The sequence below is a fragment of the Kribbella sp. NPDC056861 genome (assembly GCF_040687575.1).
Lineage (GTDB): Bacteria > Actinomycetota > Actinomycetes > Propionibacteriales > Kribbellaceae > Kribbella.
On sequence record NZ_JBFBNQ010000004.1, the window covers coordinates 157,383 to 170,399 of the forward strand.

The 13,017-nt window shown below is 69.2% G+C and carries 15 protein-coding genes; 11 read left to right on the forward strand and 4 right to left on the reverse strand.

The annotated features are described in order from the left end of the window. Positions 1 to 23 precede the first annotated feature (23 nt). The 9 genes from AB0P21_RS20210 (at position 24) to AB0P21_RS20250 (ending at position 8,140) form a co-directional block, all read left to right on the forward strand. Entirely contained in the window at positions 24 to 941 is a 918-nt protein-coding gene (locus AB0P21_RS20210; RefSeq protein ID WP_363698644.1) for a GntR family transcriptional regulator, read from the forward strand. 31 nt (positions 942 to 972) lie between these two features. Then, a complete protein-coding gene (locus tag AB0P21_RS20215) occupies positions 973 to 1,854 on the forward strand; it encodes a hypothetical protein (RefSeq protein WP_363698645.1) in 882 nt (293 codons plus the stop codon). A 9-nt stretch (positions 1,855 to 1,863) separates the two neighbouring features. Further along, the gene (locus AB0P21_RS20220) at positions 1,864 to 2,538 is read left to right on the forward strand and encodes an SDR family NAD(P)-dependent oxidoreductase (RefSeq protein ID WP_363698646.1); all 675 of its coding nucleotides are present in this window, start codon (positions 1,864 to 1,866) and stop codon (positions 2,536 to 2,538) included. A gap of 150 nt (positions 2,539 to 2,688) precedes the next feature. Further along, positions 2,689 to 4,233, forward strand: a complete 1,545-nt coding sequence (locus AB0P21_RS20225) for an LCP family protein (protein ID WP_363698647.1) — start codon at positions 2,689 to 2,691, stop codon at positions 4,231 to 4,233. Positions 4,234 to 4,327: 94 nt separating this feature from the next. Next, on the forward strand, positions 4,328 to 4,705 hold the full coding sequence (locus tag AB0P21_RS20230; RefSeq protein WP_363698648.1) for a YciI family protein: 378 nt from the start codon (positions 4,328 to 4,330) through the stop codon (positions 4,703 to 4,705). A 57-nt stretch (positions 4,706 to 4,762) separates the two neighbouring features. Beyond that, positions 4,763 to 6,031 carry an RNA polymerase sigma factor gene (locus AB0P21_RS20235; RefSeq protein ID WP_363698649.1) on the forward strand — a complete coding sequence of 423 codons (1,269 nt, stop codon included), beginning with the start codon at positions 4,763 to 4,765 and terminating at the stop codon, positions 6,029 to 6,031. A gap of 96 nt (positions 6,032 to 6,127) precedes the next feature. Beyond that, entirely contained in the window at positions 6,128 to 6,904 is a 777-nt protein-coding gene (locus AB0P21_RS20240) for an alpha/beta hydrolase (protein ID WP_363698650.1), read from the forward strand. Continuing rightward, the gene (locus tag AB0P21_RS20245) at positions 6,901 to 7,692 is read left to right on the forward strand and encodes an alpha/beta hydrolase (protein WP_363698651.1); all 792 of its coding nucleotides are present in this window, start codon (positions 6,901 to 6,903) and stop codon (positions 7,690 to 7,692) included. Before AB0P21_RS20240 ends, AB0P21_RS20245 begins: the two co-directional genes overlap by 4 nt. Position 7,693: 1 nt before the next feature. Further along, complete coding sequence (locus tag AB0P21_RS20250; RefSeq protein ID WP_363698652.1) at positions 7,694 to 8,140, forward strand: YdeI/OmpD-associated family protein; 447 nt, start codon at positions 7,694 to 7,696, stop codon at positions 8,138 to 8,140. A 121-nt stretch (positions 8,141 to 8,261) separates the two neighbouring features. Here the strand turns inward: AB0P21_RS20250 and AB0P21_RS20255 are convergent, their stop codons facing one another. From AB0P21_RS20255 to AB0P21_RS20265, 3 genes are all read right to left on the reverse strand, one after another. Then, entirely contained in the window at positions 8,262 to 8,891 is a 630-nt protein-coding gene (locus AB0P21_RS20255) for a superoxide dismutase (RefSeq protein ID WP_363698653.1), read from the reverse strand. 236 nt (positions 8,892 to 9,127) lie between these two features. Further along, a complete protein-coding gene (locus tag AB0P21_RS20260) occupies positions 9,128 to 9,937 on the reverse strand; it encodes an alpha/beta hydrolase (protein WP_363698654.1) in 810 nt (269 codons plus the stop codon). After that, a complete protein-coding gene (locus AB0P21_RS20265) occupies positions 9,937 to 10,515 on the reverse strand; it encodes a dihydrofolate reductase family protein (protein WP_363698655.1) in 579 nt (192 codons plus the stop codon). The genes AB0P21_RS20260 and AB0P21_RS20265 overlap by 1 nt, the downstream gene beginning before the upstream one ends. 108 nt (positions 10,516 to 10,623) lie before the next feature. On the opposite strand from AB0P21_RS20265, the gene AB0P21_RS20270 reads away from it, so the two are divergent. After that, positions 10,624 to 11,568 (forward strand): LysR family transcriptional regulator, encoded by a 945-nt coding sequence (locus AB0P21_RS20270; protein WP_363698656.1) that lies wholly within the window; start codon positions 10,624 to 10,626, stop codon positions 11,566 to 11,568. On the opposite strand, the gene AB0P21_RS20275 is transcribed toward AB0P21_RS20270, so the two are convergent. Further along, positions 11,558 to 12,523, reverse strand: coding sequence for an NADP-dependent oxidoreductase (locus tag AB0P21_RS20275; RefSeq protein ID WP_363698657.1), 966 nt, complete (start codon positions 12,521 to 12,523; stop codon positions 11,558 to 11,560). The two genes, AB0P21_RS20270 and AB0P21_RS20275, sit on opposite strands and share 11 nt — an antisense overlap. Before the next feature lie 84 nt (positions 12,524 to 12,607). Between AB0P21_RS20275 and AB0P21_RS20280 the strand changes: the two genes are divergently transcribed. After that, positions 12,608 to 12,964: a helix-turn-helix domain-containing protein gene (locus tag AB0P21_RS20280; RefSeq protein WP_363698658.1), complete on the forward strand. Its 357-nt coding sequence runs from the start codon at positions 12,608 to 12,610 to the stop codon at positions 12,962 to 12,964. The last annotated feature ends 53 nt before the right edge of the window (positions 12,965 to 13,017 follow it).

A 13,017-nucleotide genomic window follows, 5' to 3' on the forward strand; every position in this document is an offset into this window, starting at 1 on the left:
AGTGCACTAGGTCGGAGGATCGGATGGCAGCGCCGTACCAGGAGATCGCAGCGGAGATTCGCCGCCTGATCGCTGCTGGTGAGCTCAAGCCGGGGGATCGGGTCCCGTCGACACGTGCACTAGTACGCGAGTACGGCGTTGCGATGGCGACCGCCACCAAGGTGCTCGCCACGCTCCAGCAGGAGGGTGTGGTTCACGCTCGTCCGGGCGTCGGCACAGTTGTGGGGCGGAAGCCTGGTTCTGCTGTCTCCTCGGCTGCGAGCGTGCTCAGTCGGGAGCAGGTGGTGCGGACTGCGATGGCGGTGGCTGACGGCGAGGGGCTCGCGGCGTTGTCCATGCGGCGGGTGGCGACCGAGCTCGGGGTCTCGACGATGGCGCTCTATCGCTATGTCGGCGGCAAAGAGGCGTTGGTGCTGCAGATGGTGGATGCGGCGATCGGGGACTTCCCGTTACCGGCGCAGCGGCCGGGGAGTTGGCGGGCCGGGATCGAGGCGGCGGCGCGGCAGCAGTGGGCGGCGTACCGGGCTCATCTGTGGCTGGCGAGCGCGGTCAGCATCGGGCGGCCACAGGTGTTGCCGAATCTGCTGCCCCACACCGACGCCGTACTGCGTGCTGTGGCGGGCTTCGGCGTCGACGCCAGTACGTCGATGTATGCCGCGATCACCGTCTTCGGATACGTGCGTGGGGTCGCGCTCAACCTGGAGACCGAGGCGCAGGCCGAGCAGGACACTGGACTGACAGCGGACGAGTGGGCCGAGCACCAGGCCGGGCGGCTGGCGACGCTGATCGCGGAGCAGGATCTGGCCGGGTTCCGCGCGCTGGCGGAGCCGGACGGGTTCGAGTTCGACTTCGACCTGGACCAGTTGTTCGAGTTCGGGCTCGGAATCGTGCTCGACGGGCTGGCCGTGAAACTCCAACGGCAGCGTGCGCCGCTACGCTGAGTATCGGCAGTTCATCTGACAGGGAGGTGCGATGGGCCCGGAACCGGTGTTCGCGCCGAACGTGCCGGCCGAGGTTCGCCGGCTGTTCGAGCGGAAACCCGAGCTGTTCGTGCCCGCGAGCCACCCGAAACCGAAGCGGCAGACCTCCTGGTCGACCGAACCGGCCGCGACCTTCGGCTCGTTGCTGGTCTGGCTCGCGGTCTGTGTCGGCGGCTGGATCCTCGCGCTGATCGTCTTCGCCGTCACGATGCCGACGGCCGTCGCCGCGTGGGCGGCGCTCGTCCTCGCGGTGGTCGCGGTCGTCACCACCGGCGCGGTCGGCGTCAGCTCCGCGGTCGAGAACCGCAGCCAGAAAGCGGTCCGGCTGCACCACGGGCAGTACCTGCTGGCCGAGGACTTCGACGAGGAGTCCGGCCGGCTGCTGGCCCGGGCCCAGCGCGCCGTCAAATCGGTGCTTGAGGCAACAGTTACGCGGCGCGGGCTGCTCGACGACGTACAGAACGAGCTGGTCCTGCCCGAGCAGCTCTGGGACATCGGCCAGGTGCTGCGCGAGCAGTCCGTACTCCGCGCGCGGCAGCGCGACGTCGCTCGCGGCATGGCCACGGCCGAGCTGGATGCCGTCCTCGGTCCGCAGCGGCGCGCGCTGACCCGGTCGGTGGACGCGATCAAACGCAAGGTCGAGCTGCTGGAGCGGTACGCCGATCGGGTCCGCTCGGCCGATGCCGCGTTGCGTGCCGAGGCGGCGCTGGAAGACGGCGACCGCTACATCGAGTTGCTCGCCCGCACGGAGCCGGTGGGGGACACCTCGGTGGTCCAAGGCTTCGCCGACGAGGCGGCGCTGCTGAAGGACACGTTCTCCCGCAGTATCACCGCGGCGCGGGACGCCGGCCGTACGCTCGCTCTCCCGGACTAGGGTTCGGGTATGACTGGAACAGTGGTTGTTGCCGGAGGCACCGGTGGACTCGGCGGAGCGGTGACGGCGGAGTTCCTCGCGGCCGGCTGGCGTGTCGTCGTACCGGGGCGGTCGGAGAAGTCGCTGGCCGAGCTCGGCACCGCCTCGGGGCTGCACACGCTCGTCGTCGATCTCGCTGATCCGGCCGGCGCTGCCGACGTTGCCCGGGTGGCAGCTGCGGACGAGAGCGCGCCGGTGCGGGCGCTGGTGAACCTGGTCGGCGGGTTCGCCTCCGGCAAGCGGGTGCACGAGACGCCGATCGAGGAGTTCGAGTCCCAGCTCGCGCTCAACCTGCGGCCGACGTACCTGGTCACCCAGGCGATCCTGCCGCTGCTGATCGCCGCCGGTGGTGGCTCGATCACCTGTACGTCGAGCGGCTCGGCGGTCAAGCCGTTCTCGGGGGCAGCCGGCTACATCACCGCCAAGGCCGGGGTGCTGGCGTTCGTCGACGCGCTCGCGGTCGAGTACGCGAAGGACCAGATCCGGGTGAACGCCATCCTGCCCGGCACCATCGACACCCCCGCGAACCGGCGCGCGATGCCGGACGCGGACACCGCCAAGTGGACCTCGCCCGCCCAGATCGCGACCGTACTCCGTCTGCTCACCGAGACCCCAGGCGTGACCGGAGCGCACCTGCCAGTTTGACCGCTGAGGTAAACCAACCGGTCCTCCGCGGCGTCTGATAGGTGTGCGGCCTGGGTACCTGCCTGGGAAACCATCCTTGTGTCCCCTGCGTCCGACCCGGATGCTGGAGGAGCAAGTACTGGGGAGACTGCGAGCCGGGGGGCGGTGCGGGTGGCGGACGACGACGCGAGTCGGCGGGATCGACAGGCGGCTGAGCGGATCGCTCGGCGGGCCAGGACGGTACCGCGTTCGCTGGGCCTGACCTTGCTGAGCGCGCTGCTGCCCGGGCTCGGGCTGATCATCGGCGGGCGCAAGCGGCTGGGCACGTTCGTGCTGACGCTGACGGTCGGCTTGATCGCGCTCGGTGTCTACGTCGGGCTGACCCGCCGCGACGAGGTGCTGGCCGCTGCCGTCGTACCGAGCCGGCTGCTGGTCACCAGTGTGGTGATCGGCGCCATCGCGCTGGCCTGGATCGTGGTGATCGTCGGCTCGCACAGGTTGTTGCGTCCGGCAACGGCCGCGCCGGGTGGCCGGGCCGTCGGCGCGCTGCTGGTCGGGATGCTCTGCTTCGCGATCGCCGCACCCACCGCGATCGCCGTCCAGAGCGTGCTCGCGCAGCGTGACCTGGTCGAGAACGTGTTCGTCGCGCAGAGCGAGAGCAAGAGCGCGACCCGGCCGAAGATCGTCAACGTGAAGGACCCGTGGGAGAACCGGCCGCGGCTCAACCTGCTGCTGCTCGGCGGTGACGACGCCAAGGACCGGATCGGCGTCCGGACCGACACCGTGATCGTGGCCAGTATCGACACGAAGACCGGTGACACCTCGCTGATCTCGATGCCGCGCCAGCTCACCTTCATGCCGTTCCCGAAGGACTCGCCGCTGCACCGGTTCTACCCGAACGGCTTCGGCAAGGAAGGCCTCAGCCTCGAAGGCCGGCTGGAGTGGATGCTGACCGCGATGTACCAGAACATCCCGGAGGCGCACCCCGGCATCCTCGGCCCGTCCGACAACGAGGGCGCCGACGTGGTCAAGCAGTCGGTCGGCGAGGCGGTCGGCCTGAAGATCGACTACTACCTGCAGGTCAACCTGCAGGGCTTCTCCCAGCTGGTCCAGGCACTCGGTGGCATTACCGTGAACGTGAACGAGCGGGTCGCGATGGGCGGTGTCAGCAGCTCGAACCGCCCGCCGGACGAGTGGATCGAGCCCGGCCCGAACCAGCACCTCGATGGCCGGCACGCGCTCTGGTTCGCCCGCGGCCGGTACGGCGCCGACGACGACCAGCGCCAGATCCGGCAGCGCTGCGCGATCAAGGGCCTGGTCGACTCGGCCGACCCGCGCACCCTGGTGACGAAGTACCAGGCGATCGCGAAGGCAGGCAAGAACCTGCTCCGCACCGACATCCCGCAAGAGTTGCTGCCCGCGCTGATCCAGCTGGCGATGAAGGTCAAGTCGGGCACCGTCGCGAACATCTCGCTCGACGTCTCGAAGCTGAAGCTCAAGTACCTGCACCCCGACTACGAGGGCCTGCGGGAGACGGTCGCCGCCGCGCTGGAGCCGAAGCCGGAGCAGCCGGTCATCTCGACCCCGCCGAGCACGCCGTCCACCAAGAGCCCGAAGACGCTGCTACGACCCGGCACCGGCAAGACCGCGCCGCCCCCCACCGAAGACCTCGAAGACGCCTGCGCCTACCACCCGGAAACCGACCAACCCGGCTGACCGCTGAAACTCGTCGTGAGGTGGGTGTCGATCTTGGGGTGACCCGGTCGACGTGAGATCAAAGGGTCGACACCACGACGAGGGAGTTATCGCGATGCGTTACATGATCATCAACAAGGCCGATGCCGACACCGAGGCCGGGCGGATGGTGAGCCAGCAGGTCGGCGAGGCGGTCGGCAAGGTCGTCGATGACCTGTCGAAGGCGGGGGTGCTGCTGTTCGCCGAGGGCGTGCACCGGAGTTCGCTGGGGGCCCGGGTGAAGGTGGCCCAGGGCAAGCGGACCGTCACTGATGGTCCGTTCGCGGAGACCAAGGAGCTGATCGGGGGGATCATCGTGGTCGATGTCCGCTCCCGGGACGAGGCGGTCGAGTGGGCGGGGCGGCTGGCGGAGGCGCTGGATGCCGAGGTCGAGGTGCGGCGGGTGGTCGAGGAAGCCGACTTCGCTCCTGATGCAGGAGTGTTCCAGAGCTGATTCGTTCCTGGACCGCGTCGCTTGCCGTTGAGGACGGCGTGCTGTTCTATCGGTCGGGTGACTGTTACGGACACGCACGGGGCGATCGACGCGGTCTGGCGGATCGAGTCCGCCCGGATCATTGCCGGGGTCGCGCGGATCGTGCGGGATGTCGGGTTGGCCGAGGAGCTGGCTCAGGACGCGTTGGTGGCTGCGTTGGAGCAGTGGCCGGAGTCGGGGGTGCCGAACAATCCCGGCGCCTGGCTGATGGCGATCGCCAAGCGGCGGGCCATCGATCTGATCCGGCGCAAGGAGACCTACCAGCGCAAGCTCGCCGAGATGGGGCATGAGCTGGAGATCGGAAGCAACGGAGTCGAGGACAGCGTCGAAGACAGCGTCGAGGCGATTCTCGAGGACACCATCGAGGACGATCTGCTCCGGCTCGTGTTCACCGCCTGCCACCCGGTGCTGACCACCGACGCACGGGTGTCGCTGACACTGCGGTTGCTCGGCGGGTTGAAGACCGACGAGATCGCCCGCGCGTTCCTGGCGCCCGAGGCGACCATCGCACAGCGGATCGTGCGGGCCAAGCGCAACCTGGCCAAGGCCGAAGTCGAGTTCGAAGTACCGACCGGGGACGATCTGATCGCGCGGCTCTCCTCGGTGCTGGAGGTCATCTACCTGATCTACAACGAGGGGTACTCCGCGACCGCCGGCGATGACTGGATGCGTCCGGCGCTGTGCAACGAGGCGCTCCGGCTCGGCCGGTTGCTCGCCGAGCTGATGCCGGCCGAGCCTGAGGTGCACGGCCTGCTGGCGCTGATGGAGATCCAGGCCTCCCGCGCCAACGCCCGGGTTGGCCCGAACGGCGAGCCCGTGCTGCTGCTCGACCAGGACCGTCGCCGCTGGGATCGCCTGCTCATTCGCCGCGGTCTCGAGGGCCTGGACCGCGCCTGGGCGATCGAAGCCAGCCCAGGCCCGTACCTGCTCCAGGCTGCCATCGCTGCCTGTCACGCTCGGGCCGCCGAGGCCGATGACACCGACTGGGCGCGCATCGCCGGCCTGTACGCCGTACTGGCGCAGGTGGTCCCGTCGCCCGTGGTCGAGCTCAACCGCGCGGTCGCGATCTCGATGGCGTTCGGCCCCGACCGTGGGCTGGTCGCCGTGGACGCGCTGGCCGAGGAGCCGACGCTGAAGGACTACCACCTGCTGCCGAGCGTGCGGGGCGACCTGCTGTTCAAGCTCGGCCGGCTCGACGAGGCCCGCGCGGAGTTCGAGAAGGCGGCCGGATTGACCCGCAACGAGCGTGAGCGAGCCTTCCTGCTGGACCGGGCCGCAGCCTGCTAGAAAGTATTTTCGCGGCGCCTGTCGATCCGGGCCGAGGTGGTTCGACGCAGCGGTGAGGCCAGATGAAAGGCATCGGCCGTTGTGAAGGAGCTCATCATGGACCACGTCATCTCAGCCGACGGTACGTCGATCGCCTACGACCGGCTCGGTGACGGCCCGGCCGTCATCCTGGTCTGCGGCGGCTCGGTCGACCGGATGTCCAACGCGCCGCTGGCCGCGCTGCTGGCGGAGTACTACACCGTCTACAACTACGACCGGCGCGGTCGTGGTGACAGCGGCGACGCCGAGGTTTATGCGATCGAGCGCGAGTTCGAGGACCTGGACGCGATGTTCGCCGTCGCGGGTGGGTCGGCCCACCTCTACGGCACGTCGTCGGGCGCCGCGCTGGCTCTGCTCGCGACCGCGGCCGGCCGGCCCGTGAACCGGCTGGCGCTTTGGGAGCCGCCGTACTTTCTCGACGGCGCCGAGGGACGCCCGGTGCCCGACACCGCGTCGATCTACCGCGCCTTCGTCGCCGAGGGGCGGCGGGACAAGGCCGCGGAGTACTTCATGGCCGAGGTGGTCCGGCTGCCCGCGGAGTTCGTCGCGCAGGCGAAGGCCTCGCCGTGGTGGCCGGTGCAGGAGGCGATCGCACACACGCTCGCGTACGACGCGACGGTGATGGGCAGCTACGACGTACCGGTCGAGGAGATCAAGGCGATCCACCAGCCGACCCGGGTGCTGACCGGTAGCGTCGCCTGGCCGTGGATGGCCGACAGCAACAAGGTGGTGGCCGAGCTGCTGGAGGACGGCAGCCACGTCGTACTGGCCGAGCAGCAGCACAATGTCGACCCCGCAGTACTGGCTCCCGCGCTGAAGGAGTTCTGGGCATGAACACCGTGGTGTCGAAGGATGGAACGACCATCACGTACGACCGGTCCGGCGAGGGCCCGGCGGTGGTTCTGGTCGACGGGGCGCTCTGCAGCCGCGCGCAGGGACCGCTGCCCGAGCTGGCCACGCTGCTGGCCGCTGGGTTCACGGTCTACCACTACGACCGGCGCGGGCGGGGTGACAGCGGCGACGCACCGGAGTACGAGGTGGAGCGGGAGATCGAGGACCTGGCCGCGGTGATCGAGGCGGCCGGCGGCTCGGCGTACGTGTACGGCACGTCGTCGGGGGCGGCACTCGCGTTGCGGGCCGCCGCGGCGGGGCTGCCGATCACCAAGCTGGCCGTGTTCGAGGCGCCGTTCGTGGTCGACGACAGCCGCAAGCCGATCCCGCGCACCTGGGTCGCCGACCTGCAGGCGTTGGCGGACCGGCCGGGCGACCAGATCAAGTACTTCATGACCAAGGGGATCGGGCTGCCCGGGTTCGTCGTCATGATGATGCGGCTGATGCCGGCCTGGAAGGGGATGAAGGCGGTCGCCCACACCCTCCCGTACGACGCCGCGACGCTCGGCGGCAACGCCTTCGGTCAGCCGCTCGACGCCTCACAGTGGGCCGGGCTGGAGCAGCCGGTGCTCGTCGTCGGCGGCGGGAAGAGCCCGGCCTGGATGCGGACCTCGGTGCGGGCGGTCGCGGGCGCGGTACCGGGGGCTGTGCACCGGGAGATTCCGGGCCAGAATCACATGATCAAGGCAGCGGCGATCGCGCCGGTGCTGACCGAGTTCTTCGGGGGTTGAGATGCGGTTCACGACGAAGCTGGAAGGCACGACCAAGACCGGGATCGAGATTCCGGTGGAGGTGATCGAGGCACTCGGCAAGGGCAAGAAGCCGGCCGTGGTGCTGACCGTGAACGGCTACACCTATCGCACCACGGTGGCCGTGATGGGCGGGCGCTACCTGGTGCCGCTGAGCGCGGCGCATCGGGAGGCGTCGGGGATGGCCGCAGGTGATGAGCTCGAGGTCGAGATCGCCCTCGACGAGCAGCCGCGGGAGGTCACCGTACCGGCGGACTTCGCGGCGGCGCTGGATGCGGAGCCGAAGGCGCGGGCGTTCTTCGACGGTCTGTCGTACACCCAGCGCAGGTGGTTCGTGCTCGGGATCGAGGAGGCGAAGAAGCCGGAGACCCGGGCGAACCGGATCGTCAAGGCGGTGGAGCGGCTGGCCTCCGGCCGCGGCCAGCGCTGACCCGCAGCCGACCGACGCTCGGTGCCGGCGCCGCTCAGTGCCGGTCCGCGTCGGTGCCGGACCGTGGTCCGAAGAACCTCTGGCCTGGGAGCCGCGGGTTCTTCGGACGGTACGGCGTGGATCAGGCGACGGTGATCAGGCCACCGGCGTTCGAGCGGGCCGCGTCGAAGCGCGCCTGGGCGTCGGCCCAGTTGACGACGTTCCACCAGGCCTTGACGTAGTCCGGCTTCACGTTCTTGTACTGCAGGTAGAAGGCGTGCTCCCACATGTCCAGCATCACGATCGGGATCTGCCCGGCGGGCAGGTTGCCCTGCTGGTCGTAGAGCTGGTGGATGAGCAGCTGGCCCTGCAGCGCGTCCCAGCCCAGAATGGCCCAGCCGGACCCCTGGATGGTGGTCGCGGCGGCGGTGAAGTGGGCCTGGAAGGCGTCGAACGAGCCGAACGACTCGTCCAGCGCGGCGGCCAGTTCGCCGTCCGGCTTGTCGCCGCCGTCCGGGGAGAGGTTCTTCCAGAAGATGGAGTGGTTGACGTGGCCGCCGAGGTTGAAGGCGAGCGTCTTCTCCAGGCCGACGATCGAACCGAAGTCACCGCTCTCGCGGGCCGCGGCCAGCTTCTCCAGGGTGTCGTTCAGGCCGTTGACGTAGGTCTGGTGGTGCTTGGAGTGGTGCAGCTCCATGATCTCGCCCGCGATGCTCGGCGCCAGTGCGCCGTAGTCGTAGCCGAGGTCCGGAAGCGTGTACTTCGTGGTCAACTCTGCTCCTTCGTCAGGGCCCTCGTGAGGGCCGTTCTGCTGCGAGATCCTCCGCCGGTCGGTTCCGCAGGTGCCCGTTTCGGCACCCGGCCAACCAACCGTCCGAGATCTACCTTGAAACTTCAACCAGTGTTGAGGTCAAGTGGGCACCTCGAACCGGTCCGGTGCTCCCTAGTCTGCCCCGTCGCCGGACCGGTCCCTAGGCCGCCTCGCAACAGTTCACCCTGTGGTCGCCCTCACCTCCCGGTCAGTACCGCGCGCAGTACCGGCTCGAAGGCGGCCGGATCCTCCACGAAGCCCGTGTGGCCGCCGGGAAAACGGGTCGGGGTGACGCTCAGACCGGTGGCCAGCGCGGTCGAGGTGCGCTCGCAGAGCTGATCGGCCGAGGCGTCGCCGATCCCGACCACGATGTGGACCGGACCGTTCCGCAAGGCGCCGAGGTCGGGCTGCCAGCTGACACTCAGCCCCATCTCGTGGGTGAAGAAGAACCGCTCGTCCGCGGCCGCCTGGGCCTCTTGCTCACCGGTGAAGACGGCCTCGAACACCTCGGGCGGCATCTGCAGGTTCGACAGCGCCAGGAACTTCCGCCAGGCGCCGACCCGGTCGCCGGCCAGGTAGGTCGCGCGCAGCTCGGCCGACAGCGCGAACTGCTCGGCCCGGTCGTCGAGCAGGTGGAGCAACGGCGGTTCGTGGGCGATCACCGTGCTGACCGCGTCGGGATGGTGCTGGGCGAGCGCGAGCACACTGACCGCGCCGCCGCTGGAGCCGAAGGCGATGGCGGGGCCGGCGCCGACCTGCTTGATCAGCGCGGCCAGGTCGCCGGCTCGCAGCGCCGGGGTCGAGTCCTGGTCGGGGTTGTCGAGCGGGCTGCGGTTGATGCCGCGGGGGTCGGTGGTCAGGACGGTGTGGTCGGTGGCGAGCAGGTCGGCCAGCGGCGCGAACGAGTCGGCGTCCATCGGGGCGCCGGCCAGGACGACGAGCGGGCCGGAGCCGCGCAGTTCGTAGTACAGGCGGGCGTCGTCGACGTCGAGGGTCAAGGCGGTCATCAGTTGCTCCCAAGGGTGTAAACGAGGCCTACGCGGCCGTCGGACAGTTGCTGTACTTCGCTCAACTCGAGCCGGCGACGGGTCGGCTCGGTGAAGAGCGGCAGGCCCGGTCCGGTGATCAGCGGGTAGACGATCAGCCGGAGTTCGTCGACCAGGCCGGCCTCGATGCAGTCGGCGGTGATCTGCGCGCCGCCCATCAGGTAGATGTCCTGGCCCGGCTCCTGCTTGAGCGCGGCCAGGTCGTCGAGGCTGCGAAGGAAACTCGTCTTCGGCCACTGGGCCGTGGTGAGGGTGCTGGACAGCACGTAGTGCGGCGTCCGTGCCGCGAAGCGGGCCCACTCGACCTCGGCCGGCGTCGCCTGCCCGCTGCCGAGGGTCTCGGGCTTGTCCGACTCGTTCTGCACCGAGGTCCAGTACAGCTCGTAGTTCGGGTACATCCGGCCGCCCAGCACGCAGGCGTCGATTCGGGACGTCAGGCCGTACTCGTCGGCCCAGGACTCGACCCAGTCCGCGTAGCCCTCGGGGCCTTCGATCTTGCCGTCGATCGAGATCTTCATCGCGGCGATCAGTTTGCGCATTGTTTCCTCCAGAAATCGTCTGCTGCTTCGACCATGCGGCAGAGCGGGCCCTGGACTCCAACACCTGTTTGAGGGCTATTCACACCTCTGGCGTGTTAATAAGGAGTCATGCCCGACGACCTGGAGATCCGCGCGCTGCGGTACTTCGTCGTGGTGGCGGAAGAGTTGCACTTCAGCCGCGCCGCCCAGCGACTGTTCATCGCGCAGCAGGCGTTGAGTCGCGACATCCGCCGGCTGGAGGATCGGCTCGGGGTCCGGCTCCTCGACCGGACCACCCGCCGGGTCGAGCTCACACCGTCGGGGCAGCGGCTGCTCACCAGGGCCCGCGAGCTGCTGAGCCTGCACGATCTGACCGTGCACGAGCTGCGCGGGTTCGCCCCGTCGATGACGGTCGACGTCGTCGGCCCGGGCCTGACTCCGTCGCTCGTGCTGGCGGGTGCTCGCCGCAACTCGCCTGAGCTGGAGTTCTTCGTCCGGTTCCACACCGGCACTGAGGCCGCCGTACCGCTGCTGCAGGCCGAGCGGCTCGACGTCACCTTCGGCCGGCATCCCGGTCCGGCCGAAGGGCTGCGCCAGCGAGTCGTCCGGTACGAACCGCTGGCCGTCCTGATCCCCGAGGGCAACCCGCTCGCCGAGCTGCCGGAGATCCGCCTGCAGGAGCTGAAGGGGACCGGATTGTGTTACCGGGCAGGCAATCACGCGACCCCGGCCTGGGATCAGGCGGTGCTGCAACTGCTCGCGCCGTGGGGTGTCGACCGGACGCTCGCGCATCCGCACGTCGAGGGCGGCGCCGACGAACTCGCGCAGCACATCCGCGACCGGAGTTCGCCGATCCTGACGATGAGCACCCAGCCGCCGGTGCCAGGCGCCGTACTGCGGCCCGTGGTGGACCCGGTGGTCCTGTTCCCGTGGGCGATGATCTGGCGAGCCGACCTCGCTCACCCCGCGCTGGATGCGCTCAACGCAGCAGTCGACGAGCTCACGGCGGGCAACTGGCTCTCGATCCCCGACGGCGCCTGGCTCCCCGAACCCGAGGCCTCTGCTAGACGGTGACGTCCAGCACCAGCTTGCCCTGCGTGCGCCCGCTCTCCATCCGGCGATGAGCCTCGGCTGCCTCGGCGAGTGGAAAGACCTGCTCGACCTCCACCTGTACTTCGCCATGCTGGACCAGCACCGCGATCTCGCCGAGCGCGTGCCCATCAGGCTCGACCAGGAACGGCCGCACTCGCACCCCAGCCTCGGCGGCCTTGGCCAGCAGCTCAGGCGAAGTACCAGACGGTACTGCGACCAACAGCCCGCCCGGCTTGAGCACCTTGATCGACTGGTCGAGTGTGGTCTCGCTGCCGATCAGGTCGACCACCAGGTCGAGCTCGCCGGTCGCCGTCTCGACGTCGGTGGTCTGGTAGTCGATCACCTCATCGGCGCCGAGGCTCAGAAGCCAGTCGTGCTTGCCCTTGCTGGCAGTCCCGATCACGTGCGCACCAAGGGTTTTCGCGAACTGCACCGCCAGATGTCCGACCCCACCGGCCGCCGCGTGGATGAGCACACGCTGACCCGGCTGGAGGTTCGCGGCCGCGGTGAGAATCTGCCAGGCCGTCAAGCCGGCGAGGGGAAGTGCCGCCGCCTCGGCATGACTGAGGGTGGCCGGCTTCTTGGCGAACTGCCGCGCCGGCGCGGTCACGTACTCGGCGTACGCCGAAGCTGCGCGCGGGAACCACGGCATCCCGTAGACCTCGTCGCCGACCTCCAGTGTGTGGACGCCGAACCCGACCTCCTCGACCACCCCGGACACGTCCCAACCGAGGATGAACGGCGGCGCGCCCAGTACGCCCTGCATACCGCCGCCCTCGCGGCTCTTGTAGTCGACCGGGTTCACGCCGGCCGCGTGGACGCGGACCAGGACCTCGGTCGGCAGCGGCGCGGGGCGCTCGATCTCGACGATCCGCAGGACCTCCGGCCCGCCCAGTTCCTGCTGGCTGACTGCTCGCATGGTGTTCGTTTCGCTCATGGTCGGGACGCTATCTTTGCGCCCCTACTTTCCCGCAAGGGCTGCTACTATCTTTCGGGAAGTGACCAGCTCAGAAGGGTAATCATGACGGCCACCTGCTCGACCGGAGTCCACGACAAACACGATGTGTACCTGGCCCAGTGTCCCTGCCGTGACGTGCTCGACCTGCTCGCCAACAAGTGGGCTGCGCTGGCGATCGGCGCCCTGGAGGACGGCCCGGTCCGGTTCGGCGAGCTCCAGCGCCGATTACAGGGCATCAGCCCCAAGGTGCTGACCAGCACGCTGCGGCGGCTGGAGGACGGCGGCTTCCTCGATCGCGAGATCTACGCCGAGGTCCCGCTCCGGGTCGAGTACTCCCTGACGGACCTCGGCCGCAGCGTCTCCACCCCGCTCGGCGCCCTCCGCACCTGGGTAGAAACACACCTGCACGAGATCTCATAGACTGCGGCCTTCGATCCCCCGAATTTCGACCGAACCTGAGGAAGTTGTTCGTG

Bases quoted from the DNA above. Each gene is read 5' to 3' on its own strand.
- AB0P21_RS20210 (WP_363698644.1), top strand. From the start codon at position 24: ATGGCAGCGCCGTACCAGGAGATCGCAGCGGAGATTCGCCGCCTGATC.
- AB0P21_RS20215 (WP_363698645.1), top strand. From the start codon at position 973: ATGGGCCCGGAACCGGTGTTCGCGCCGAACGTGCCGGCCGAGGTTCGC.
- AB0P21_RS20220 (WP_363698646.1), top strand. From the start codon at position 1,864: ATGACTGGAACAGTGGTTGTTGCCGGAGGCACCGGTGGACTCGGCGGA.
- AB0P21_RS20230 (WP_363698648.1), top strand. From the start codon at position 4,328: ATGCGTTACATGATCATCAACAAGGCCGATGCCGACACCGAGGCCGGG.
- AB0P21_RS20240 (WP_363698650.1), top strand. From the start codon at position 6,128: ATGGACCACGTCATCTCAGCCGACGGTACGTCGATCGCCTACGACCGG.
- AB0P21_RS20245 (WP_363698651.1), top strand. From the start codon at position 6,901: ATGAACACCGTGGTGTCGAAGGATGGAACGACCATCACGTACGACCGG.
- AB0P21_RS20250 (WP_363698652.1), top strand. From the start codon at position 7,694: ATGCGGTTCACGACGAAGCTGGAAGGCACGACCAAGACCGGGATCGAG.
- AB0P21_RS20260 (WP_363698654.1), bottom strand. From the start codon at position 9,937: ATGACCGCCTTGACCCTCGACGTCGACGACGCCCGCCTGTACTACGAA.
- AB0P21_RS20265 (WP_363698655.1), bottom strand. From the start codon at position 10,515: ATGCGCAAACTGATCGCCGCGATGAAGATCTCGATCGACGGCAAGATC.
- AB0P21_RS20270 (WP_363698656.1), top strand. From the start codon at position 10,624: ATGCCCGACGACCTGGAGATCCGCGCGCTGCGGTACTTCGTCGTGGTG.
- AB0P21_RS20275 (WP_363698657.1), bottom strand. From the start codon at position 12,523: ATGAGCGAAACGAACACCATGCGAGCAGTCAGCCAGCAGGAACTGGGC.
- AB0P21_RS20280 (WP_363698658.1), top strand. From the start codon at position 12,608: ATGACGGCCACCTGCTCGACCGGAGTCCACGACAAACACGATGTGTAC.